The organism is Streptomyces sp. S4.7 (assembly GCF_010384365.1).
In the GTDB taxonomy this organism is placed as follows: Bacteria; Actinomycetota; Actinomycetes; order Streptomycetales; family Streptomycetaceae; genus Streptomyces.
The window spans coordinates 6,705,802-6,727,960 of the sequence record NZ_CP048397.1 but is presented as its reverse complement, the minus strand read 5'-3'; the positions used below and the strand labels follow the sequence as shown (position 1 = coordinate 6,727,960).

General features: G+C 70.4%; 17 protein-coding genes and 2 pseudogenes. 8 read left to right on the top strand and 11 right to left on the bottom strand.

The genetic code is table 11. The annotated features are described in order from the left end of the window. Positions 1-122: 122 nt before the first annotated feature. Positions 123-1,151 carry a multicopper oxidase domain-containing protein gene (locus tag SSPS47_RS29850; protein WP_147876518.1) on the bottom strand — a complete coding sequence of 343 codons (1,029 nt, stop codon included), beginning with the start codon at positions 1,149-1,151 and terminating at the stop codon, positions 123-125. Between the two features lie 203 nt (positions 1,152-1,354). On the opposite strand from SSPS47_RS29850, the gene SSPS47_RS29845 reads away from it, so the two are divergent. Continuing rightward, the gene (locus SSPS47_RS29845; protein ID WP_164255164.1) at positions 1,355-3,829 is read left to right on the top strand and encodes a ThuA domain-containing protein; all 2,475 of its coding nucleotides are present in this window, start codon (positions 1,355-1,357) and stop codon (positions 3,827-3,829) included. 62 nt (positions 3,830-3,891) lie between these two features. Then, on the top strand, positions 3,892-6,048 hold the full coding sequence (locus SSPS47_RS29840) for a family 16 glycoside hydrolase (RefSeq protein WP_164255162.1): 2,157 nt from the start codon (positions 3,892-3,894) through the stop codon (positions 6,046-6,048). A 110-nt stretch (positions 6,049-6,158) separates the two neighbouring features. Here SSPS47_RS29840 and ligD read toward each other — a convergent pair whose 3' ends face one another. After that, positions 6,159-7,190, bottom strand: coding sequence for a non-homologous end-joining DNA ligase (ligD, locus tag SSPS47_RS29835; protein ID WP_164253642.1), 1,032 nt, complete (start codon positions 7,188-7,190; stop codon positions 6,159-6,161). Positions 7,191-7,265: 75 nt separating this feature from the next. Here ligD and SSPS47_RS29830 point away from each other — a divergent pair, with 75 nt between their 5' ends. Then, entirely contained in the window at positions 7,266-8,330 is a 1,065-nt protein-coding gene (locus SSPS47_RS29830; RefSeq protein WP_164253641.1) for an ATP-dependent DNA ligase, read from the top strand. Positions 8,331-8,344: 14 nt separating this feature from the next. Here the strand turns inward: SSPS47_RS29830 and SSPS47_RS29825 are convergent, their stop codons facing one another. The 4 genes from SSPS47_RS29825 to SSPS47_RS29810 all read right to left on the bottom strand — a co-directional run bounded on the left by SSPS47_RS29825 (position 8,345) and on the right by SSPS47_RS29810 (position 11,090). Continuing rightward, positions 8,345-8,803, bottom strand: coding sequence for a YchJ family metal-binding protein (locus tag SSPS47_RS29825; RefSeq protein WP_164253640.1), 459 nt, complete (start codon positions 8,801-8,803; stop codon positions 8,345-8,347). Between the two features lie 205 nt (positions 8,804-9,008). After that, positions 9,009-9,809, bottom strand: a complete 801-nt coding sequence (locus SSPS47_RS29820) for an SAM-dependent methyltransferase (RefSeq protein WP_164253639.1) — start codon at positions 9,807-9,809, stop codon at positions 9,009-9,011. A 183-nt stretch (positions 9,810-9,992) separates the two neighbouring features. After that, complete coding sequence (locus tag SSPS47_RS29815; protein ID WP_078074169.1) at positions 9,993-10,229, bottom strand: DUF397 domain-containing protein; 237 nt, start codon at positions 10,227-10,229, stop codon at positions 9,993-9,995. Next, on the bottom strand, positions 10,230-11,090 hold the full coding sequence (locus tag SSPS47_RS29810; protein WP_164253638.1) for a helix-turn-helix transcriptional regulator: 861 nt from the start codon (positions 11,088-11,090) through the stop codon (positions 10,230-10,232). A gap of 200 nt (positions 11,091-11,290) precedes the next feature. Here SSPS47_RS29810 and SSPS47_RS29805 point away from each other — a divergent pair, with 200 nt between their 5' ends. Further along, the gene (locus SSPS47_RS29805) at positions 11,291-11,752 is read left to right on the top strand and encodes an ATP-binding protein (RefSeq protein ID WP_164253637.1); all 462 of its coding nucleotides are present in this window, start codon (positions 11,291-11,293) and stop codon (positions 11,750-11,752) included. Next, complete coding sequence (locus SSPS47_RS29800; RefSeq protein ID WP_239065108.1) at positions 11,752-12,174, top strand: hypothetical protein; 423 nt, start codon at positions 11,752-11,754, stop codon at positions 12,172-12,174. The genes SSPS47_RS29805 and SSPS47_RS29800 overlap by 1 nt, the downstream gene beginning before the upstream one ends. A 226-nt stretch (positions 12,175-12,400) precedes the next feature. On the opposite strand, the gene dgoD is transcribed toward SSPS47_RS29800, so the two are convergent. The 3 genes and pseudogenes from dgoD to SSPS47_RS29785 form a co-directional block, all read right to left on the bottom strand. Further along, positions 12,401-13,546, bottom strand: coding sequence for a galactonate dehydratase (gene dgoD / locus SSPS47_RS29795; RefSeq protein WP_164253636.1), 1,146 nt, complete (start codon positions 13,544-13,546; stop codon positions 12,401-12,403). Next, positions 13,543-13,860 (bottom strand): annotated as a pseudogene (locus SSPS47_RS29790) (FCD domain-containing protein); the annotation flags it as partial. The pseudogene SSPS47_RS29790 and the gene dgoD, both read right to left, overlap by 4 nt. 28 nt (positions 13,861-13,888) lie before the next feature. Then, positions 13,889-15,392, bottom strand: a pseudogene (locus tag SSPS47_RS29785) (glycoside hydrolase family 27 protein); the annotation flags it as partial. A 162-nt stretch (positions 15,393-15,554) separates the two neighbouring features. On the opposite strand from SSPS47_RS29785, the gene SSPS47_RS29780 reads away from it, so the two are divergent. Further along, positions 15,555-16,793: an ROK family protein gene (locus tag SSPS47_RS29780; protein WP_164253635.1), complete on the top strand. Its 1,239-nt coding sequence runs from the start codon at positions 15,555-15,557 to the stop codon at positions 16,791-16,793. A gap of 135 nt (positions 16,794-16,928) precedes the next feature. On the opposite strand, the gene SSPS47_RS29775 is transcribed toward SSPS47_RS29780, so the two are convergent. Beyond that, positions 16,929-17,399, bottom strand: a complete 471-nt coding sequence (locus SSPS47_RS29775; RefSeq protein WP_203557955.1) for a beta-propeller fold lactonase family protein — start codon at positions 17,397-17,399, stop codon at positions 16,929-16,931. A 549-nt stretch (positions 17,400-17,948) separates the two neighbouring features. Beyond that, the gene (gene xylA / locus SSPS47_RS29770; RefSeq protein WP_164253633.1) at positions 17,949-19,118 is read right to left on the bottom strand and encodes a xylose isomerase; all 1,170 of its coding nucleotides are present in this window, start codon (positions 19,116-19,118) and stop codon (positions 17,949-17,951) included. A 250-nt stretch (positions 19,119-19,368) separates the two neighbouring features. Between xylA and xylB the strand changes: the two genes are divergently transcribed. Together xylB and SSPS47_RS29760 are read left to right on the top strand one after the other, a co-directional pair. Beyond that, positions 19,369-20,844 carry a xylulokinase gene (xylB, locus tag SSPS47_RS29765; RefSeq protein WP_164253632.1) on the top strand — a complete coding sequence of 492 codons (1,476 nt, stop codon included), beginning with the start codon at positions 19,369-19,371 and terminating at the stop codon, positions 20,842-20,844. A 173-nt stretch (positions 20,845-21,017) separates the two neighbouring features. Continuing rightward, on the top strand, positions 21,018-22,136 hold the full coding sequence (locus SSPS47_RS29760; protein WP_164253631.1) for a hypothetical protein: 1,119 nt from the start codon (positions 21,018-21,020) through the stop codon (positions 22,134-22,136). Positions 22,137-22,159 lie beyond the last annotated feature (23 nt).

Genomic DNA, 22,159 nt, shown 5'->3' with positions numbered 1-22,159 from the left:
CTCCTTCGTGAGGCCCCCGCGCTTGCCCTCCCGAGTCTGCTACCGATCGGGTCCCCTCGCATGTGTACGGAAGGGGACCCGCCGGGGGTGGTCCGCTGGGCGGACCGCCCGGCGCGGGACCGTCAGTGCCCCGCGTGGCCGCCCTGGGCGCTCGCGCCCTTCGCGTCCTTGGCACCCTTCTTGGCCGCTGTCGGGTGGTGCGGCTCGTACCCGGGGATCGTGCCGTCCGGCTTGGCGATCAGGAACAGGCCCGCCATGCCGTTGTCGGAGTGGCTCTGTACGTGGCAGTGGTACATCCACGCGCCTGCTCCGACCCCCTCGCCCGCGATGATCTGGAGCCCGAAGGAGTCCGCCGGTCCAGTGATCTTGTTGTCGATGATCCGGCTGGTGTCACCGGCGCCGCTGAGCAGGCCGGTCCTGTTGTCGGCCCAGCGATGACCGTGGATGTGGAACGTGTGGTAGAACTCGCCGTGCGTGATCATGATGACTTCGAGGCGGTCACCCACGGTGGCCTCGAAGTTGGGGCTCTGGGCGCCCGGCAGATTGTTGATCTGCATGTCGTTGAAGACGATCGTGAACTGCTTGTCCGGCAGGATGTCACCCTCCCGGCGGACCACCAGTCCGCCGTAGAGCCCCTGCCGAATCCCGCCCGTGCCGTGGTCCGTGCCGACGACGTGGTCGTGGTAGTGCCAGTAGCCCGCGCTGCCCTCGCGGTACGTGCCGTCCGCGCGCTTGCCGGGCTTGTGGGTGCGCCAGGTGTACGTGCGCTTGCCGCCCGGCGGCACATGACTCTTGTTCATACGGGTGCCGTCGTTGGCGATGTCGTAGTCGACACCGTGCACATGGAGGCTGGCGTCGACGTCCGTGAGGTTGGTGAACTCGATGTGGACGGTGTCGCCCTCGACGATGTCGATCAGCGGGCCGGGGACCGTCGCCTTGCCCTTCTCGAAGCCGTAGCCGATCTTTCCCGTGCCCAACCGCTCGGCCACCATCGTGAGATGGTGCACCTTGCCGCCGGCGGGTGCCCGCTTCGGGCCCGCCGCGGCGGCCATCGGCGCGGGGGCTGCCGAGGCAACGGACAACGATGTCACGCCAGTTGCCGCGACCGCGCCGCCGGCCACCAGGCGCCGGTTGAAACTCCTTCTGTCCATCGCCATGCCGAACTCCCCACATGCGGTGCTGAGACTTTCGGGACAGAGTGAAGCCCCGGGACGGCCACACGGTAGCTCGGGGATCTTCGTTTATCCACACTCAGGACAAAGTTGGTTCCATTCCGGTGATACCTCTTGGCTCACCGCCCAAAGAGGTCTAGCTTCACGCCTGTTGCTGTGACCAAAGATGGGTGGGTGAACACATGCAGCGCGTACCACATCGCCGGTCAAGATCCCGGCGCGCAATGGCCGCGGCCGTGGTGGCCGGGACGATGGCCGCGTCTCTGCTAGGCGGAAACGCCATGGCGGGCCCGTACCCGGAGCCGCCTTCGACAACGTTGTCCCTTCCCTCGCCGCCGGGCGGCAAGGACGTGAAGGTACTCGTCTTCTACGGCTCGACCACCGAGGAATCCCCGATCGTCAACGCCGGGATCGAGGCCATCGAGAAGATCGGCCTCTCCGGCCCCACCGCACAGCGGTTCAAGACCGAGACCAACGGTGACGGTTCGGTCTTCACCAACGCCACCAAGCTCGGCAAGTACAACGCGGTCGTCTTCCTGACGGGCGGCGGCGATGTACTGGATCCCGAGCAGGAAGCGGGACTCGAAGCCTTCGTCGAAGCCGGCGGAGGCTTCCTCGGCGTCCGGGACGCGGCGCGCACCGAGCCGTACTCCGACTGGTTCACCGGACTGATCGGTGCCCGTCCCGCGGCCAGCCCGGACTCCGTCCAGCGCGCGACCGTCGAGGTGGGCGACCGCCAGCACCCCGCGACCAAGAACCTGCCGAAGGAGTGGAAGCGCTCCGACAAGTGGTTCAACTGGGACAAGAACCCGTCCGGCAGTGTGCACACCGTGGCCCGGCTCAGGGAGAGCACCTACAAGCCGGGTGAGGGCGCCAACGGCGCGGACCACCCGATCTCCTGGTGCCGTGACTACGACGGCGGCCGGTCCTTCTACACGGGCATGGGCGCCACCGTCGACTCGTACGCCGAGGCCGACTTCCGCGACCACCTGCGCGGCGCACTCCAATGGACCACGCGCATCTCGCGCGCCGACTGCAAGGCGACGATCGACGCCAACTACGCGGCGGAGCGCGTCACTCAGCCCAACAAGCCGGGCGAGTCGGACCAGATCGGCGAGCCGCACGGCACCGTCGTCGCGCCCGACGGCCGCGTGTTCTACATCGGCCGCGGCGGCGGCGACAACACCCAGCCGGTCGTGACCGACTGGGCGAACCCGGACATCGGCAAGGGCGAGGGCCAGATCCACGTCTACGACCCGGAGACCAAGAAGGTCACGAAGGCTGGCGGCCTGACCATCTTCGGCAACAAGGGCGGCGGCGACGAACTGGTCAAGAACGAGGAGGGCCTGCTCGGTATCGAGCTGGACCCCGACTTCATGACCAACGGCTGGGTGTATCTGCACTACACGCCCCACTCCGAGATCAACCGTGACACCCGGATGGCCGAGCGCCGCGTCTCGCGCTTCACGCTGGACCTGGCGACGAACAAGCTCGACCTCGCCAGCGAGAAGACGCTGCTCGCCTGGCCGGTGCAGATCAACAGCTGCTGTCACTCCGGTGGCGGCATGGCCTGGGACTCCAAGGGCAACCTCTACATCGCGACCGGGGACAACAACTCCTCGCAGTTCAGCGATGGTTACTCGGGCAACAACCCGCAGCCGAACTACAAGGGCGTCTCCTTCGCGGACGCGCGCCGTACGGCCGGTAACACCAACAACCTCAACGGGAAGATCCTGCGGATCCACCCCGAGGACGACGGCACCTACACCCTGCCCGACGGCAACCTCTTCACGGGTGAGGAGACCGCCGAGGGCGGCGACAAGACCCGCGGCGAGATCTATGTGATGGGTGTGCGCAACCCGGCACGCATCTCCGTCGACAAGAAGACCGACACGCTCTACGCGGGCTGGGTCGGCCCCGACGCGGGCGCCCCGAGCACCACCTGGGGCCCGGCGAAGTACGACACCTTCGCCGCCATCACCACGGCGGGCAACCAGGGCTGGCCGTACTGCATGGGCAACAAGCAGCCCTACCGCGACCGCAACCTGCCGGACCCGACGAAGCCGCTGGGCTGGTACAACTGCGACGCGCCGAAGAACGAGTCCCCGAACAACGACGGTCTCGTGAACATCCCGCCGGTCACCGGCAACACCATCTGGTACTCGCCCCAGGGCGGCGCGCCGGACTTCCCGCGTGACGCGAACGGCATCCCGAGCTACAAGGCGGAGGAAGCGACCTACCTCCTCCCGTGGCTCAAGGGCGGCGGTCAGGCGACCATGAACGGTCCGCTCTACCGGTTCGACGCCGAGAACGCGACGGCCGACAGCTGGCCCTCGTACTGGGACGGCAAGTGGTTCGTGGGCGACTTCTACGACCAGACCCAGCCGCGGCACGCGGTCGAGCTCGACCCCAGGACCGCGGGCAAGGGCGGACTGCCCGTGCACGCCGAGTCCCTGAAGAAGATCATTCCGGTCGGTGAGAGCGGCATCCGTAACCTCATGGACTGGAAGTTCGCTCCGGACGGCTCGCTCTACGTCCTCGACTACGGGCGTGGCTTCTTTACTTCGGACGCGAAGTCGGCACTGTGGCGTGTGACGTACAAGGGCGGCGAGGCCACTCCCGCCGCCGTGGATCTGGCAAGGAAGGCGGCGCGGTGAGACAGGGTGGCGCACCGAGAAAACGACCTCTGCATCTGTGGACGGCCCTGCTGGGCTCGTTGATGCTGGTGCTGGGGCTGACCTCCACACAGGCGTACGGACGCGACGACAACCGGCGGACCGCGGCGGACCAGGTACTGAACTGGACCGCGGGCAACTCCACCACGGAGTACCTGACGTTTCCGACGACCGCCGTCGCGGGTCCCGCGACGATCGTCTTCGAGAACAGCAAGGCCACCGGCAACACCACGTCGATGCCGCACACGGTCACGTTCGACACGTCGAACCCGGACTACAACAACGACGTGACGCTCAACCTGATGGCCAGTCCGGACGACGCCCAGGGCGGCAAGCAGACGGCCGAGGTCAACCTGACCCCGGGCACCTACCGGTACTTCTGCACGATACCGGGACACGGCATGATGACCGGCATCCTCACGGTCACCGAGGGCGGCGGTGGTGAGGACACCACCGCGCCCGAGACCGCCGTCAAGCTCGACGGCGATCAGAACGAGGCCGGCGCGTACATAGGCCAGGCGTCGGTGACGCTCTCCGCCACCGATGCCGGATCAGGTGTCGACAAGATCGAATACGCGATCGGTGCCGACGGCGAATGGCAGCTCTACACCACACCCGTGGTGGTCAACACCGTCGGTGATCACGCGATCAGATACCGGGCCACCGACAAGGCGGGCAATGTCGCCGCCGAGAAGACCGCCGAGTTCAAGGTCGCCGCCCCGCCCACCGACGACACCACCGCGCCGGAGACCTCGGCGACGGTGACCGGCGAACAGGACGCGAACGGCGACTACCTCGACATGGCCACGGTCACCGTGACCGCGTCGGACGCCGGTTCCGGTGTCAACAAGATCGAATACGCGATCGGTGCCGACGGGGCCTGGCAGGCCTACGAGGCGCCGGTGATGGTCCACGAGGTGGGCACGCACAAGGTCCGTTACCGCGCGACCGACAAGGCCGGCAACGCCGCGGCCGAGAAGGCCGTCGACTTCACCGTGGTCACCCCTCCGGCGCAGGACACGACCGCGCCGGTCTCCACGGTGGCGGTCACCGGTGACAAGAACTCCGACGGGGCGTTCATCACGAGTGCCACGGCGACCATCAAGGCGACGGACGACGACTCGGGTGTCGAGAAGATCGAGTACTCGCTCGACGGCGGTCCGTACCTCGCGTACACCAAGGCGGTGATCGTCGACGCGGTGGGCTACCACAAGCTCGCGCACCGTGCGACGGACAAGGCGGGCAACACCTCGGCGGCCAAGGAGGTCACGTTCACCATCGCCAAGGGCGGTGGCGTTCCGGCCCCCAACTGCCCCGAGTTCGACGTACGTCTGACGGTCATCGTCGGCGCCGTCGACACCGGTGTGCCGAACCGTCTCACCACCAACCGGTGCACGATCAACGAGCTGATCGAGGACGAGAAGGACTGGTCCTCGCAGGCCCTGTTCCTCAAGCACGTCGAGACGGTGCTGACCAAGCTCAGGACGGCCGGTGTCATCGACCAGCGCGAGTTCACGAAGATCACGAAGGCCGCCAGGCAGTCGAAGATCGGCCGGCCGGGTCAGACGACCGGCTACCGCACGCTCTTCGACGGCACGGACGACACCTTCTCCCAGTGGGCTCAGGTCGGCGGCGGCAAGTTCGCGCTCACCGCGGACGGTGCGATGACGAGCAGCACCACCGTCGAGGGCATGGGCATGCTGTGGTTCCCGGAGCGGAAGTACGACGACTTCTCGCTGAAGCTCCAGTTCCGTGACGACGCCCCGGGCACGGGCAACGCCAACGGCGGTGTGTTCGTGCGCTTCCCGAACGTCAACGGCCATCCGCTGGAGAGCCGGCCGGAGTGGGTCGCCATCAACTACGGGCACGAGGTCCAGATCCTGGACCGCCCCGACGGCGACATGTACAAGACGGGATCGATCTACGGCTTCGACCGCGTGGGTCTGGCCGGCGCGGCCGTCACTCCGAAGGGCACCTGGAACGACTACGAGATCAAGGTGGTCGACCAGCACTACACCATCCTGCGCAACGGTGTGGTGATCAACGAGTTCGACAACATCGGCGGCCAGGAGTTCACTCCGCCGCGCGCCGGTGACGTGGGTACCGACGGCCGGCGTTACTCGTCCGGCTATGTCGGGCTCCAGGTGCACGGCACGACGGACGTCATCTCGTACCGCGACATCCGGATCAAGGAGCTCTGACCCGGCGCGTCCCCAGCGGGACGCGTCGTTAGGAGGATCCGCCGAAGAGGTGCCCCTTCCCTTACGGGAGGGGGCACTTCGCCGTCCGGGCCTGTCCGGCGGTCGAAGACTCAGGGCGTGTCCGGCGGGTCGGGTCGCGCGCGGCTCGGCTGGACGCGCCTCGGTTCGCCCGGCATCTTCGGGTAGTCCGGCGGGTACGGCAGATCGCCGTGACCGTGGTCCCGCTCGTCCCGGGCCGCCAGCTCCAGCAGACCCTCCAGGCTGTACGCCTCGGAGTCCATGTCCGCGTGCGGATCGCCGAGCTCGGCGAAGCGCGTCTGCATCGTCATGATGTCGAAGTCGCGCGGGGCGACGTCGTCCAGCTCGTCCCAGCGCAGCGGCGCGGAGACCGTGGCGTACTGGTTGGGGCGCACCGAGTAGGCCGACGCGATGGTGCGGTCGCGCGCCGTCTGGTTGTAGTCCACGAAGATCCGCTCGCCGCGCTCCTCCTTCCACCACGCCGTGGTGACCCGGCCCGGCATGCGCCGCTCCAGCTCCCTGCCGACGGCGATCGCGGCGCGCCGTACCTGGGTGAAGGTCCAGCGCGGTTCGATCGGCACGAAGACGTGCAGACCGCGTCCGCCGGAGGTCTTGGGCCTGCCGTGGAGGCCCTGCTCGTCCAGGAGGCCGTGCAGCTCGTGCGCGGCCTCAACGGCGTCCTTGAAGTCGGTGCCCGGCTGCGGGTCCAGGTCGATGCGCAGCTCGTCGGGGTGCTCGGTGTCTCCGCGCCGTACGGGCCAGGGGTGGAAGGTCAGTGTGCCGAGGTTCGCCGCCCAGAGCACGGCGGCCGGTTCGGTGGGGCAGATCTCGTCGGCGGTGCGTCCGCTGGGGAAGGCGATGCGGGCGGTGGGGATCCAGTCCGGCAGGTTCTTGGGCGCCCGCTTCTGGTAGAAGGACTCGCCGCCGATGCCCTCGATGTAGCGCTGGAGGGTGGTGGGCCGGTCCCGCAGGGCGCGGGTGATCCCCTCCCCCACCGCGATGTAGTACCGGGCGACGTCCAGCTTGGTGAAGCCCCGATCGGGAAAGTAGATCTTGTCCGGGCTGGACAGCCGCACCGCCCGACCGCCGACTTCCAGCTCCACCGCCGCGCCCTTGCTCGCCATACGCGCCACGGTAGGCCGGGCTCCCCCGGCCCGCACATCGGGCGGACCGGCCTTCTCCCGCGCACAATCGGACGCATGGATCTGCCGGTGATGCCTCCGATGAAACCGATGCTGGCCAAGTCCGTGGCGAAAATCCCGCCCGGTATGCAGTACGAGGCCAAGTGGGACGGCTTCCGTGCGCTGATCCACCGGGACGGCGACGAGGTCGTGATCGGCAGCAGGAACGGCAAGCCGCTGACCCGCTACTTCCCCGAGCTGGTCACCGCCTTCCTGCGCGAGCTGCCCGAGCGGTGTGTGATCGACGGCGAGATCGTGATCGCGTACGAGGGCCGGCTGGACTTCGACCGGCTCGGCGAGCGCATCCACCCGGCTGACTCGCGGGTGCGGACGCTCGCCGAGCGGACCCCGGCGAGTTTCGTCGCCTTCGACCTGCTGGCGCTGGACGACCGGTCGCTGCTGTCCACCCCGCAGTCCGGACGCCGCGCCGCGCTCGTCGACGCCCTCGGGGGTGTCTCGGCCCCCGTTCATCTGGCACCGGCCACCACGGACCCGGAGCTGGCCCAGGAGTGGTTCCGGCGCTACGAGGGCGCCGGGCTGGACGGGGTGGTGGCCAAGCCGCTGGATCTGCCGTACAGACCCGACGTACGCGTCATGTACAAGATCAAGCATGAGCGGACGGCGGACGTCGTCGTGGCCGGATACCGCCTGCACAAGAGCGGCCCGGTCGTCGGCTCCCTGCTGCTGGGCCTGCACGACACGGCCGGGACGCTCCAGCACGTGGGGGTGTGCGCCGCGTTCTCGATGAAGCGCCGGGCCGAGCTGGTGGACGAGCTGGCTCCGCTGGTGATGGATTCCACCGAGGGGCACCCGTGGGCGGCGTGGGCACGGGAGTCGGCCCACGAGAGCGCCAGGCTGCCGGGCGCGCCGAGCCGCTGGACGGGCAAGAAGGACCTGTCGTGGATCGCGGTGCGGCCGGATCGGGTGTGCGAGGTGGCGTACGACCACATGGAGGGCGACCGCTTCCGGCACACGGCGCAGTTCCGCCGGTGGCGCCCGGACCGTACGCCCGGGGAGTGCACGTACGCGCAGTTGGAGGAGCCGGTGCGCTACGACCTGGCCGAGGTGCTGGCGTCGGGCTGACCCGGCGGGCCCCGCTACTCCACGAGGGTGCCCTCGACATAGACCCAGGCGCCGTCGTGCCGCTCGAAGCGGCTGCGTTCGTGGAGGGCGCCTTCCTCGCCGCGCCGGGTGTAGCGGGCGCGGAAGGTGACGGTGCCCGTGGTGTGGAAGGCGCTGCCCTCGGTGGCGGCCAGGATCTCCAGGCCGGCCCAGCGCATCGCCGGGTCGAGGTCGACCCGCGACGGGCGGGTGGCGGGATGCCAAGTGGTCAGCAGATAGGGCTCGTTACCCACCGCGAAGGCGCTGTAGCGGGCGCGCATCAGACGCTCGGCGGTGGGGGCGGCGGCGGTCGCGGCGTGGAACCGGTCGCAGCACTCTCCGTAGGAGGCGGGCAGTCCGCACAGACAGGGCGAGGTGTCCCGGGAACCGCGTGAGGTCGCTGCGGCGCGTGCGCTCGATGAGGTGCCCGTGGGGCGTGTGGGGCGTCGGGCCATCCGCACATTGTGCCCGTCCGGGGAGGGGCGGACGGACGGGGAGGGGTGCGGAAAACGCCTCGGCGCCGCGCACCCCGGAGAGTGCGGCGGCGCCGACGCGCTTGCCTGTCCGGACCCCCGCCGATCCGGACCGTGTGAGTCCTGTGTCCTGTCGTCCCGCGAATGCCGGGTGCCGGACTCGCGGACGGTCAGAACTTGCGGGCCGTCAGGGCTTGCGAGCCACGCCCACGAAACCGGGAATCAGTCCGTCGCCCGGTACGGGGACGACCTCGCCCAGCTCCGGATGCCACTCGGCCACCAGGGAGACCCCGGGGTCGACGAGTTCCAGACCGTCGAAGAAGTGCCCGACCTCGTCACGCGAACGCAGGGCGAGCGGTACGCCCTTCGCCTTGTAGAGTTCGGCGGCCTTCTCCGAGCCCTCCGGGTCGTAGTCGCCCGTGACGTGGGAGATCACCAGGTAGCTGCCGGAAGCCAGCGGCTCCAGCAGCTTGCGCACCAGCTCGTGCGCGCCGTCCTCGTTTGGGACGAAGTGGAGCAGGGCGATGAGCGACAGGGCGACCGGCTTGTCGAAGTCCAGGATCTTGCCTGCCTGTTCGACGATCCTGTCGGGTTCGCGGGCGTCGGCCTGGATGTACTCGGTCAGTCCCTCGGGGCTGCTGCGCAGCAGCGCCTCGGCGTGCCGCAGCACGATGGGGTCGTTGTCGGTGTAGACGACGCGCGAGTCGGCGGCGACCTCCTGCGCTATCTGGTGCAGGTTGGGCTCGGTCGGGATGCCCGTACCGATGTCGAGGTACTGGCGCACGCCCGCGGTGTCGCCGAGCCAGCGGGTGGCCCGGTGCATGAACGCCCGGTTGCATTTGGCCATCTCGCGGCCGAGCGGGTTGAGTTCGAGGAGCTGGCGTGCCATCTCCTCGTCGACGGGGTAGTTGTCCTTGCCGCCGAGGAACCAGTCGTACATCCGGGCCGGGTGCGGCCTGCTGGTGTCGATGGGGTCATGCCCGGTCATGTGCACTCCATGAGTCTCAACGTCGCTGACAAGAACAGTGGCAAGGAACAGGTGGGTTCAGATCCGATCAGGCCTGATCGGCTCGTACCAGGCGGGATCCGGCCGATCCGGGCGAACGGTTCGCGTCATACCGAGTCACGTCTGATCAGTTGGGGTCGTACCGGTGCGGTCCGGTCGGTCAGGTCAGGTCAGCAGGAAGTCGGCCTGGCCGGACTTGGCGCCTTGGATGAACGCGGCGATCTCACCGTGGGTGTAGATCAGCGCGGGGCCGTCAGGGTCGTTGGACTGGCGCACGGCCACCCTGCCGTCGGCCAGCTTCATGGCCTCGATGCAGTTGCCGCCGTTGCCGCCGCTCCACGGCTTGTGCCAGCCTTCGGCGCCGAGGTCGGTGGCGGGCATGCCGTTGTATATCGGATCCATTCACAGCTCCTTGCGGACATCCTTGAGGATCTCCTTCGTGCGTTGTGCAGTTGCAGCCTGAGCCGCCATGCGGTCCATGACCTCCAGGTGGGTCGCCACCTCGGGACGCGCGTCGAGGTAGACGGCGCCGGTCAGGTACTCGCTGTAGATCATGTCGGGCAGTTCGGGCATGGCGAATCGGAAGAGCACGAACGGCCCGTACGTGCCGGGGTGGTGCCCGGTGGAGAACTCCGCGATCTGCAGCGTCACATTGGACATCTCGGACGCGTCGATGAGCCGGTCGATCTGCTCGCGCATGATCTCGGGCGTACCGACGGGACGGCGAAGTACCGTCTCATCCATGATCACCCACAATCTGGGTGCGTCCGACCGCGTGAGCAGGGACTGGCGTCGCATACGCAGTGCCACGTGCCGGTCGATGGCGTCCGGCTGGACCTGCCCCACGGCGCCGGCGTGCATGACCGACAGGGCGTAGCCCTCCGTCTGGAGGAGTCCCGGGACGAAGTGCGGTTCGTACGCCCTGATCAGGGAGGCGGCGCCTTCCAGGCTGACGTACATGCTGAACCAGTCCGGCAGGATGTCGTGGAACCGCTGCCACCAGCCCGGCTTGTTGGCCTCCTCGGTCAGCTCGACGAAGGCGTTCACTTCCTCGTCGCCGACCCCGTAGGCCCGGAGCAGCACCTGCACGTAGGGGACTTTGAGCGTGACCTCGGCGGTCTCCATCCGGCGGACAGTGGCCGACGCCACCCGGAGAAGCTTTGCTGCTTCGTCGCGTTTCAGGCCGGCTCTCTCGCGCAGATCCATCAGGCGTTTGCCGAGTACGACCTGTCCCACGGTCGGGGCAGACCGCGGTTCACTCACTTTGGAACCTCCCCATGCACGGTTCCCAGCAGTGTGCCATGCCCTGGCCAGTAAGAACACGGCACTCTGGAAATTTCACAGTGCTACTTGCCAAGTGTCTCGCACGGGTGGAGAGTGGTTCGGTGAACCAGTTCACGCAGTTGTCGTGCTCCGCCCGGAGGTTTCGCACGGTGCTGCTTCCCCACCGTTAGGAATCGGTCGTGGCACCTGGTAACGCGCTCACCCCCCCACTGATGACCGTGTGTCCTGGCAACGTTGTCCGCCGCTACGGTTTCGCACTGCCCGCCCACGCCGAGTCGGTCTGTCGTGCCAGACGGCTCACCCGGGCGCGGCTCGGCCGGTGGGGTACCACGGACGAGACGCTCGAAACGGCGATCCTCATCGTTTCGGAACTGGTCACGAACGCCGTGGTCCACGCGCCCGGCGACCATGTCATCTGCGAATTGCGCGCAGAGAACGGCCGCCTTCACATCGCCGTCGAGGACCAGGGGTTCGGCCCCACGGGTCCTCAGCTGCACCGTGTGTCCGACGACGAGGGCGGCCGCGGGCTGCTCCTCGTGGACGCCATGAGCAGCTGCTGGGGGACGCACGACACCTCCGGTTACGGCGCCGGGCGTGTCGTCTGGGCGGAGCTGCCGCACGAGGTGGGGCAACCGTGTTGATGGGTGCGATGCGCCGGTTCGCCCGCGGGCTGCGTGAGGAGCGGAGCGGCTTCGCGCAACTGCCGCTGCCGCCGACCCTGCCCGCCTCGCTCGGCTGTGACGCGGTGGGCGTCCCGGCGAGGCACGGGTTCCGGCTGATGGGCCGGCTCCCCAGTACCGGCTGCGTCTTCGCCGACACCGAGTGGTGGTGGTGGATCGTCCCGGCCGGCTCCGACCTCGAACTGGACTGGCCGCTGCCCGCGCGTTACGTCTCAGGGACCCGGGTCCCGGCCCAGCAGCCCCGGCTGATCCACTGGCCGGACGCCCCCACGCCGTACACCCCGCCGATCCCCTTCTATCTCATGGTCTGTCAGCTCACGGGGACGACGCCGATGTGGGAGCCGCGGCGTCAGGGAGAGATCCCGGTACGGCAGCGCGGCTGAACGGCCTCCTCAAGAGAGGCCGGCGATCCCCCGGCCTCTTGGTGGAAGGAGCGCGTCCCGTCTCGGGCAGCGCGCCCCAAGGGCGGCGCGTCATACGGAGAGCGTGTTCCAGACCGTCTCGTCGGCCGCCAGCAGTTCCCGTGTCCGGTCCGGCGCCCGCCGTGCGCGAGGTCGGTGGTGACGGCGAGCGCCGGGCCGGGAGCGAGGGGCCCGGCGGGCGGTCGGCTCACCATTCGGCGAAGGAGCCGTCGTCGTGGCGCCAGACCGGGTTGCGCCAGGCGTGCCCGGTCCGGTCGGCGGCGCGTACGGCGTTCTCGTCGACCGTGACGCCGAGCCCCGGCAGATCGGTGCGGTGCGCGCGGCCGTCGACGAAGCGGAACGGCTCGGTGTCCAGGACGTACGACAGCAGGTCGGCGTCCTTGTTGTAGTGCAGGCCCCTGCTCTGCTCCTGGATGAGGAAGTTCGGTGTGCAGAAGGCGATTTGCAGACCGGCGGCCAGCGCGATCGGGCCGAGCGGGCAGTGCGGTGCGAGCTGCGCGCCGTAGGTGTCGGCGAACGAGGCGATGCGGTGCACCTCCGATATGCCCCCGGCGTGCGAGAGGTCGGGCTGGGCCACGGCGATCCCGGCGGCGAGCGCGGGCAGGAACTCGGCCCGTCCGTAGAGCCGTTCACCGGTCGCGACGGGCACGGGACTGGACGCGATCAGCCCGGCCAGCAGATGCCCGTGCTCGGGCAGCAGCGGCTCCTCCACGAACAGCGGGTGCAGCGGGGCGAGTTCGGTCAGTACGCGGCGGGCGCCCGCGGCGCTGAACCGGCCGTGGAAGTCGACGGCGACATCCCGGTCCGGGCCGAGAACGGCGCGCGCCGCCGCGACCCGCTCGACCACGGCAGCGGTCTCGGCGGGGCTGGTGATCGGGGACGTACGCCCGGCGGCGTTCATCTTCACCGCGGTGAAGCCCGCCTCGACCTGGGCGGTGACCTCGTCGGTGAGCCGGGCGGGTTCGTCGCCGCCGACCCACGCGTACACCCGCACCTGATCCCTGACGGGGCCGCCGAGCAGGGCGTGCACGGGGGCGCCGTACGTCTTGCCCGCGATGTCCCACAGCGCCTGGTCGACCCCGGCGACGGCGCTGGAGAGCACCGGGACGCCCCGGTAGAAGCCGCCCTTGGTCATGACCTGCCAGTGGTCCTGGATCCGCAGCGGGTCCTGGCCGACGAGGTACTCGGCGAGTACGTCCACCGCCGCCCGCACGACCTCCGCCCTGCCCTCGACGACGGGTTCGCCCCAGCCGACGGTGCCGTCGTCCGTCTCGATCCGGCAGAACAGCCAGCGGGGCGGCACGAGGAACGTCTCCACGGATACGATCTTCACTTCGCCCCGGAGCCTTCCGTCTCGGGGGTGGCCGGGGCGGCCGTCCCGTGCACCTTGTCGAGGTCGCGGACCGCCTGGTCGAGCAGCGCCCGCATGGCCTGCTGGGCGGCGTCCGGGTCCTGGGCGCGTACGGCGTCCAGGACGGCGCGGTGGCTCGGCACGGGATCCTCACCGTGCGGCGAGGAGTGCACGATCCGGTCGCGGTGGGCGGGACCGGACTCGATGACCATCTCCATGCACATCAGCAGCTCGTTGTGTGTGGCGGCGAGGAGCGCGCGGTGGAAGGCGAGGTCGGCCTCGACCGCGTGCGCGGCTCCGCCGTCCCCTCCCCCACAGCCGCGTCCGGCCGAGGATCCGGCCGTCGGTCGGGCCGCCGAGGTCGGTCGTGCGGGACGACCACTGCCCGTCGCGTCCGCCGCGCTGCCGCAGTGAACCGTCCGGGCCCCGGGTGAACGCCGTCAGCCGGTCTCCCTCACGCACCAGCGCGGGGCTGGCGGTGGAGCGCGTACCGATCGAGGCCCCCGGCGCACCGTTTTGGCCGCCGAGCTTGAGGAAGGCGGTGCCGTGCGCGGGGACGGTGACGGTGTAGGAGCCGCTGTGCGTGCCCCGGTCGGCGCGGGCACGCAGGTCCCGTACGGCGACGTCGCCCGTCAGTCCGGCGTCCGCGAAGGTCACGGTCCGCGCCGCGGCCTTGTCCGAGCGGTTGAGGAGGACGACCGCCCGCTCCCCCGCACCCTTGAGGGTCTTGCTGTAGACGTCGCCGGTGGAGTCGGTGGCGACGCGTACGCCCTGGACGGCGAGCGGGTCCTGGTCGACGGCGATGATCTCGGGGTTGCGCAGCGTGTCGGTCATCGGCTGCGGCAGCGTGCGCGGGTCGGAGCCCATGACCAGCGGCGAGCCCATCACGGCCCACATGACGAACCGGGTGGTGGACTCCTCCTCGGTCAGCTCGTACGAGCCGTCCGCCAGCTTCCGCATGGGGATGAGGTAGTCGGGGTCGTTGTAGCGGCCCGGCCCCTGGGCCTCGGGGTGCCAGGCGTTGGCGTCCATGTTGCGCAGGACGTTGGCCCACTGGCCGACGGAGGGCGTGCCGAAGGCGACATCGGTGCCGGTGCGCCAGGAGTCGCCGGTCGTCGGTCCGTAGACGTACGCGTTGTGCGCGTCCTGCTCGGGGGTGTGCGGCAGGCCCCAGTCGTCGGTCAGCGGGTTGCAGAGGTTGAGCAGCATCGGTCGGCCCGACTTGGCGACGGCGTCGCTGAACTCCTTGAAGGCGGGGCCGGGATCGAGTCTCGCGGTGATCCCGCAGAGGAAATCGACCTTGATGGCGTCGATCTTCCAGTCGGCGAACTGCCGCGCGTCCTCGGTGTAGTGGCCGCGGCTGCCGAGTCCGCAACTCTTGCCGCCGTCGTAGGTGCCCGCGTCGGTGTAGATGCCCGCCTTGAGCCCGCGCTGGTGCAGATAGGTGACGAGGGCGGGGATGCCCGAGGGGAAGCGGCCGGGGTGCGCGGCCAGCCTGCCCTCGCTGTCACGCGGCGTGTCTGCCAGCCGCCGTCCAGCCAGACGATGTCGTAGCCGCTGTCCCTGACCCCGCTGCTGACGAGGTGGTGGCGACCGACCTGACCTCCTGCTCGGTGGGGGCGCCGAGACCGTAGTAGGTGTTCCAGCCCATGTACGGCGTGGGGGCGAGGCCGCTGTCGTAGTACGCGGGGGCGCCCTGGTCGACGGACCCGTGGCCGGCGGGCCGGGGCGGGGGCGCGTCCCGGCCGCCGGCCGCCTGGGCGGAGGGCACGGCCACGGCGAACAGCGCGGCGACGACGACGGCCACCGTTACCCGATGCGAAGTCACCGATGTCTCCCGAAGGTTGGGGTCACGACGAAGACTGTCGCCGCGCGGCCCGACCCTGCCAACGATTATTGCTAATTAATCTAAACAAGTGACTGGCAGGGCCATCGATCTCGGCGGACCGGCCATCCGTCCGGATTCCGATCACATAGGCTCGACGGCACCATGAAGAACAACCACACATCGCTCGGTCCCAAGGCCGACAAAGAGACGGTGCGCCGGCACAATCTGAGCCTGGTGCTGCGCGCCGTGCGGGACGAGGGTGAGGCGACCAGGGCCGGTGTGGCGGCGCGGGTCGGACTGACCCGGGCCGCGGTGTCCTCGCTGGTCGAGCAGTTGCTCGACAGCGGATTCCTCTCCGAGTCCGGCAAGACGTTCAGCGGCCAGGCGGGGCGGCCGGGCACCGTGCTGAAGGTGACGCGCTCCGGCCCGGCCGGCATCGGCGTCGAGATCAACATCGACTACGTCTCGGTGTGCGTGGTCGACCTGTCGGGCACCGACCGCGTACGCCTCACCGAACACCTCGACAACCGCGGCGCCGCGCCGGCCGAAGTCCTGGCCCGCGGGGCGCGGATCGCCGCGCGCACCCTCGACTCGGCCACCGAGCAGGACCTGTCGCCGGTCGGGGTGCAGCTCGCGCTGCCCGGTCTGGTCTCCGGCGGTACGGTCCGCCAGGCGCCGAACCTGGGCTGGAACCGGGTGCCCGCGGAGGAGCTGTTCGCGCAGGCGCTGGCGGAGGCGCAGCCCTCCGCGCCGCCGCTGCCGGTGCGATCGGAGAACGAGGCCAATCTGGCGGCGCTCGCCGAGCTCTGGTTCGGCGGCCTCGGCGGGATCCGCAGCTTCCTCTACCTGTCGGGCGAGATCGGCGTCGGCGGCGCGCTGGTGCTCGACGGTGAACTGCTGCGCGGCGCGAACGGGTTCGCCGGTGAGATCGGCCATGTGGTCGTGGACGCCGACGGGCCGCTGTGCCGGTGCGGTGCGCGTGGCTGCCTGGAGCAGTACGCGGGCCAGTCGGCGCTCCTGCGGGGCGCCGGGCTCGACGAGAACGCCGGGGTGCCGGGCGTCGCGGAGCTGGAGGCGCTGGCCAGGGCCGGCGACAAGCGCGCGATCACGGCCATCGGCGAGGCCGGCCGGATGCTGGGCCGGGTCCTGTCGGGCGCGGTGAATCTCTTCGACCCCGACGCGGTGGTGCTCGGCGGGATCTACCGGAGCCTGATGCCGTGGCTGTCGCCGCCCGCCGACGGCGAGTTGACCGACCGGGTGGTCTCGGGACTGTGGCCGCACGACAGCGGCCGGCTACGCGCGTCATCCTCGGCGGGGGACGCGGCCCGTGGCGCGGCGGCCCTGGTGGTCCGCGCGGTACTGGCGGACCCGGTGGCCTACGCGGACCGCACGAGCGCCTGACGACGTGGGGTGGGGCGTCCGGCAGCCTTCGCCGGGCGCCCCACCCCGGGGTGGTGGCCGCACGTCACGCGGACGGCGAGGAAAACCTGGTTCCCCTCCCGGACGCCGTCGGAGCGCCCTCCGACGACGTCACCCTCACCGCCCCGCTCCCCCTGCCGCACAGCCACGGTGGTGGCTCCCGCATCCCTGAGTGATGGCGATACCGGTGGGCCCGTCGCCGACGGGGATGGTGGTGGTGACGGTGTTGGTCCTGGTGTCGATCACCGACACCGTGTTGTCCAGTTGGCTGGGGATGTAGGCGCGGTCACCGTTCGAGGTGAAGGCCACTCCCCGGGGCCAGGTGCCGACAGTGATGGTGGCCGTGACGGTGTTGGTCCTGGTGTCGATCACCGACACGGTGCCGCTGTTGAGGTTGGTGACGTAGACACGCTGACCGTTCGGGGTGACGGCCACGCCGTTGGGAAGGTCGCCGACGGGGACGGTGGCGGTGACGGTGTTCGTCTTCGTGCTGATCACCGAGACGGTGTCGTCCTCGACGTTGGCGACGTAGGCGTGGGCGGCCTTTTGGTGCGCAGGGTGCTCATGCGCGGCGGCGGGCGATGCCACGGCGAGTGGGACGGTCAGGCCGTGAGCAGGGCCAGTCCCGCCCAGGCCCGCGCGACCCTGCCCCATGGGCGCTCACCGCCGTGGCGTCGCCCGGTGATTCTTCGTTCCGGCGTTCCCTGTACCGCGATATCTGACACGAAGGCCTCCTGAAGTGACTCGATAGCGAACCGGCGTGGCTGCGGCCACGCCATGTGCCGGTATCCCCGCAAAGGCTCCGGGATCGCGTGTCTGGGGGCTGGATGGACGATCCGAATCCCACCTTCGGCCCCTCGTCCACGGCCCGGCCGCGGAGTGGCCGGTGTCATGGGGTGCGGTGCGGTGCGTCGCGGGACGGGCGGGAGTTCGCGGCATGCGCGTGCCGGGCGTCGCGGACGGGCGGGACCGCCGAAGAACACGCCCTGCCGGAGTCGCGGGCGTGGACCCTCCGTAAGGAGGGCGGAGCTGCGTACGCGCACACGCGGGGCGGACCGGCGGTGGGGCCGCCCCGCGTGTGCGGTCGTGTCAGGACTCGGTCGTCTTCAGTGCCGGATCGTCGTCTTCAGTGCCGGATCAGCGGGCGCCCAGGAGGTGGTCCATGGCGAGCTGGTCGAGGTGTTCGAACGCCATGCCGCGGCTCGCCGCGGACGCCACGTCGAAGTCCTCGTACGCGCCCCGGTCGGCCAGCAGACCGGCCACCCCGTCGGCGGCGGTCGGCTGCGCCAGCTCGTCCAGGCGCGAGGCGCGCAGCGCCTCCTGGACCTCGGGGTCCGCGCGGAACGAGGCGGCGCGCTCCTTGAGTATCAGGTAGTTGCGCATGCAGCCGGCGGCGGACGCCCACACCCCGTCGAAGTCCTCGGTGCGCGGCGGCTTGAAGTCGAAGTGCCGCGAGCCGTCCCAGCCCGCCGACTCCAACAGGTCCACCAGCCAGAACGCGGCGCGCAGGTCGCCGGCGCCGAAGCGCAGGTCCTGGTCGTAGCGGGTGCCGTGCTGGCCGTTGAGGTCGATGTGGAAGAGCTTGCCCGCCCACAGGGCCTGCGCGATGGCGTGCGGGAAGTTCAGCCCGGCCATCTGCTCGTGGCCGGTCTCGGGGTTGACGCCGTACAGCTCGGGGCGCTCCAGGCGCTCGATGAAGGCGAGCGCGTGGCCGACGGTCGGCAGCAGGATGTCACCGCGCGGCTCGTTCGGCTTGGGCTCGATGGCGAACTTGATGTCGTACCCCTGCGAGACGACGTACTCGCCGAGCAGGTCGAAGCCCTCCTTCATCCGGTCCAGCGCCAGACGCACGTCCTTCGCGCCGCCGGACTCGGCGCCCTCCCGGCCGCCCCAGGCGACGAACTTCTTGGCGCCCAGCTCGGCTGCCAGGTCGAGGTTGCGCAGCGTCTTGCGCAGCGCGTAGCGGCGGACGTCGCGGTCGTTCGCCGTGAAGCCGCCGTCCTTGAAGACGGGGTGGGTGAAGAGGTTGGTGGTGACCATCGGCACGACGAGCCCGGTGGTGTCGAGCGCCTGCCGGAAGCGCTTGATGTGCGCCTCACGTTCGGCGTCGGACGAGCCGAAGGGGATCAGGTCGTCGTCGTGGAAGGTGACGCCGTACGCGCCGAGTTCGGCGAGGCGCTGTACGGACTCGGTGGGATCGAGCGCCGGGCGCGTCGCGTCACCGAACGGGTCCCTGCCTTGCCAGCCGACCGTCCACAGACCGAAGCTGAACTTGTCCGCGGGGGTGGGAGTGAAAGGTTCCGTCATTTCTCTGGCCGCCTTCGATACCTCAGGTCCGGCAGGTGCAGACCTTTTTGTTTCCTGACATGACTAATAATGCACGTCCGGGTGGATACGGAAAAGACCCCGCGTTCGCCCAACCCTGTTCGAGGCGTCGAACACCCCCTTGGGCAAGGAAATGACGCCAGTACCTGCCGGATGCACGACAACATCACGTAATTTGTTGGCCTGCGGTCAAAATCCCGCCGCAAGCCCGGAATCAGGAAGAGGTACGAGCGTGCCGCACAGCCAGGTGGTCATCGGCGTCGACAGCTCCACCCAGTCGACCAAAGCGGCGTTCACCGACGCGGCGACCGGACGGCCGCTCGCCGTCGGGCGCGCCCCGCACCGGGTGACGGGCGAGGCCGGGGCGCGGGAGACCGACCCCGAGGTGTGGTGGCAGGCGCTGCGTGAGGCCGTCGCCATGGGACTGAAGGAGTCCGGCGTACCGGCCTCCGCCGTCACGGGCATAGCGGTCGCCGGCCAGCAGCACGGCCTGGTGGTGCTCGACGCGGCCGGGAAGCCGCTGCGGCCCGCCCTTCTTTGGAACGACACCCGCTCCGCCCCGCAGGCCGCCGCTCTTACGGACGCGCTCGGCGGACCCGACGCGTGGACCGCCAGGACCGGAACCGTGCCCGTCGCCTCGATGACGGCGGCGAAGTGGCAGTGGCTGCGCGAGAACGACCCCGCCTCCGCCGGCGCGGCGGCGGCCGTCCGGCTCCCCCACGACTTCCTCACCGAACGTCTCGCGGGTACGGCGGCCACGGACCCCGGTGACGCGTCGGGCACCTGCTGGTACTCCACGGCGACCGGTTCGTACGACCCCGAACTGCTCGCGCTCGTCGGCCTCGACGAGTCGATGCTGCCGGCCGTCGCCCCGACCGGAGCCGCCCGGGTCGGCTCGCTCACCGCCTCCGCCGCCGAGCTGCTGGGGCTGCCGGCCGGTATCGCGGTCGCCGCCGGGACCGGCGACAACATGAGCGCGGCCGTCGGCCTCGGTCTCGGCGGCGCCGGGCTGCTGGACCACCCCGTACTGAGCCTCGGCACGTCGGGCACCGTCTTCGCCGCCACCCGCACCAGGCCGGCCTCGGCCGCGCTGTCCGGGTTCGCGGCGGCCGACGGCACGTTCCTGCCGCTCGGCTGCACCCTGAACTGCACGCTCGCCGTCGACAAGGTCGCCGAACTGCTGCGGCTGGACCGCGAGGACGTGGCGCCCGGCGGCGAGGCGGTGCTGCTGCCGTACCTCGACGGCGAACGCACCCCCGATCTGCCGACCTCCGCCGGCCTGCTGACGGGCCTGCGGCACGACACGACGCCGCAGCAGTTGCTCGGCGCGGCCTACGAGGGCGCGGCGTACACGGTCCTGCGGGCGCTGGACGAGGTCCTGCGCGCCTGCGGCCTCGACCCGGCGGACCCCGAGGCGGCGAACCGGCCGCTGCGTCTGGTGGGCGGCGGCGCCCAGGGCCGTACGTGGGTGGAGACCGTACGGCGCCTCTCCGGGCGGCCGGTGATCGTGCCGGAGAGCGGCGAGCTGGTCGCCCTGGGCGCGGCGGCGCTGGCGGCGTCGGCCGCCAGCGGCGAGGACCCGGTCGCGATCGCCACCACCTGGAAGACCGGCGACGGCCCCGAACTCCCCTCGGTGACACGGGACATGGAGACCTGGGAACGCGTCGGTTCGGTGCTGGACCGGGCGGCACCGAACCTGCTGTCGTAGGGCGCTCACGGGGCCCGCGGGGCGGGTGGGAAACCGGCGTACGGAAGTGCCGGGCACCCATCCGCCCCGCCGGCCCGTGTCTCGCACCGCCCTCTTGATGGTGGGTCGGCAACAGTCCTAACCTGCGATCCGCGCGGCGTCGCCGCGCGCCGGAGGAGGGACGAGACACGCCCATGTCCGACGCACCGAACGACGACGCCCTGTACGCCGCGCTGCCCGACGCGGACCTTCTCAAGGCGCTCGCCCCGTACGCGACCAGGGGCGGCGGAACGGTGGCCGACGCGGGCCGGCTCCGGGACGTCACGCGCAGGCAGTTGGTGCGCTGCGAGGTCGTCCGCTTCACCGAGCGGCGCGGCGAGACACAGCGGACCGCCTTCGGTACGAAGGATCTGTCGGCGCTTCCTCTTTACGAGGGTGCCATCGCGGACCACCGGCTGACGCCGCCCGAGGAGCCGGGCAGGGTCACCCTGCTCCGTGCGCACTCCCACCGGCTCGTGCCCTGCCCGTGCGACAACGGCACGATGCGGTGCGCCAGTTGCTGCGGCAGCGGCCGGCACGACTGCACCTGCCGCAACGAGCCGCCCGCGTGCGGTCTGTGCCTGGACGTCGCCCCCTGCACGGAGTGCGAGAAGAGCGGCGGACGCCGGACGCGTACGGTGAAGGCGCGCCCCGCCGCGACCGGTCCGCGCGCCACGGCGCCCGGCGCCCCGCGGATCACCTGCGCGCTGTGCGGTACCTCCGAGGCCGCCTGTCGCGGCTGCTCGGGGCGGGGCCGGGTCCGGTGCCCGCACTGCGAGGGCCGGGGCCGGGAGACGTGCGCGCGCTGCTCGGGGCGGGGCGTCGGCCCGCACGACGTGTGCGGCGGCAAGGGCAGCCTCACCCACTGGGTGGAGGGCACCGTCGCGTACACGCACGAGAAGGCCTCCTTGTCGCTGCCCGCGCCCGACTGGCCCGACAAGGTCCGCGAGCGGCTGGCCGCCGCCCGCTGGCGGCGCCAGGAAGTCCCCGCCGACGGCGCGGTGCCCTCCGGTGTCCACGGCACGCACCGGGCCGCCGTGGCCAACCACCTGGCCCACCGGAACGCGGAGCTGTCCCGGCGGGTGACCCTCGAAACCTGCCCGCTGGCCCGGGTGGAGCTGACCGGCGATCCGAACCGGGTCTTCCACGTCTTCCCGGGCGACCGGAGCCTGGAGGTCGTCGCGACCCTCTCGAACCGGCTGAAACGCCGACTGATCGCGGCGGGGGCGGTCATCGTGATCGTGGTGGTCCTGATCGTGCGGCTGGTCGCCTGAGTCCTGTCGGTTCCGAACGTCCC

Bases quoted from the DNA above. Each gene is read 5' to 3' on its own strand.
- SSPS47_RS29820 (WP_164253639.1), bottom strand. From the start codon at position 9,809: ATGACCGGGCATGACCCCATCGACACCAGCAGGCCGCACCCGGCCCGG.
- SSPS47_RS29800 (WP_239065108.1), top strand. From the start codon at position 11,752: ATGGGTGCGATGCGCCGGTTCGCCCGCGGGCTGCGTGAGGAGCGGAGC.
- SSPS47_RS29825 (WP_164253640.1), bottom strand. From the start codon at position 8,803: ATGGCCCGACGCCCCACACGCCCCACGGGCACCTCATCGAGCGCACGC.
- SSPS47_RS29780 (WP_164253635.1), top strand. From the start codon at position 15,555: ATGAAGAACAACCACACATCGCTCGGTCCCAAGGCCGACAAAGAGACG.
- ligD (WP_164253642.1), bottom strand. From the start codon at position 7,190: ATGGCGAGCAAGGGCGCGGCGGTGGAGCTGGAAGTCGGCGGTCGGGCG.
- SSPS47_RS29840 (WP_164255162.1), top strand. From the start codon at position 3,892: ATGCTGGTGCTGGGGCTGACCTCCACACAGGCGTACGGACGCGACGAC.
- SSPS47_RS29850 (WP_147876518.1), bottom strand. From the start codon at position 1,151: ATGGACAGAAGGAGTTTCAACCGGCGCCTGGTGGCCGGCGGCGCGGTC.
- SSPS47_RS29760 (WP_164253631.1), top strand. From the start codon at position 21,018: ATGTCCGACGCACCGAACGACGACGCCCTGTACGCCGCGCTGCCCGAC.
- SSPS47_RS29845 (WP_164255164.1), top strand. From the start codon at position 1,355: ATGCAGCGCGTACCACATCGCCGGTCAAGATCCCGGCGCGCAATGGCC.
- SSPS47_RS29815 (WP_078074169.1), bottom strand. From the start codon at position 10,229: ATGGATCCGATATACAACGGCATGCCCGCCACCGACCTCGGCGCCGAA.
- SSPS47_RS29830 (WP_164253641.1), top strand. From the start codon at position 7,266: ATGGATCTGCCGGTGATGCCTCCGATGAAACCGATGCTGGCCAAGTCC.
- xylA (WP_164253633.1), bottom strand. From the start codon at position 19,118: ATGACGGAACCTTTCACTCCCACCCCCGCGGACAAGTTCAGCTTCGGT.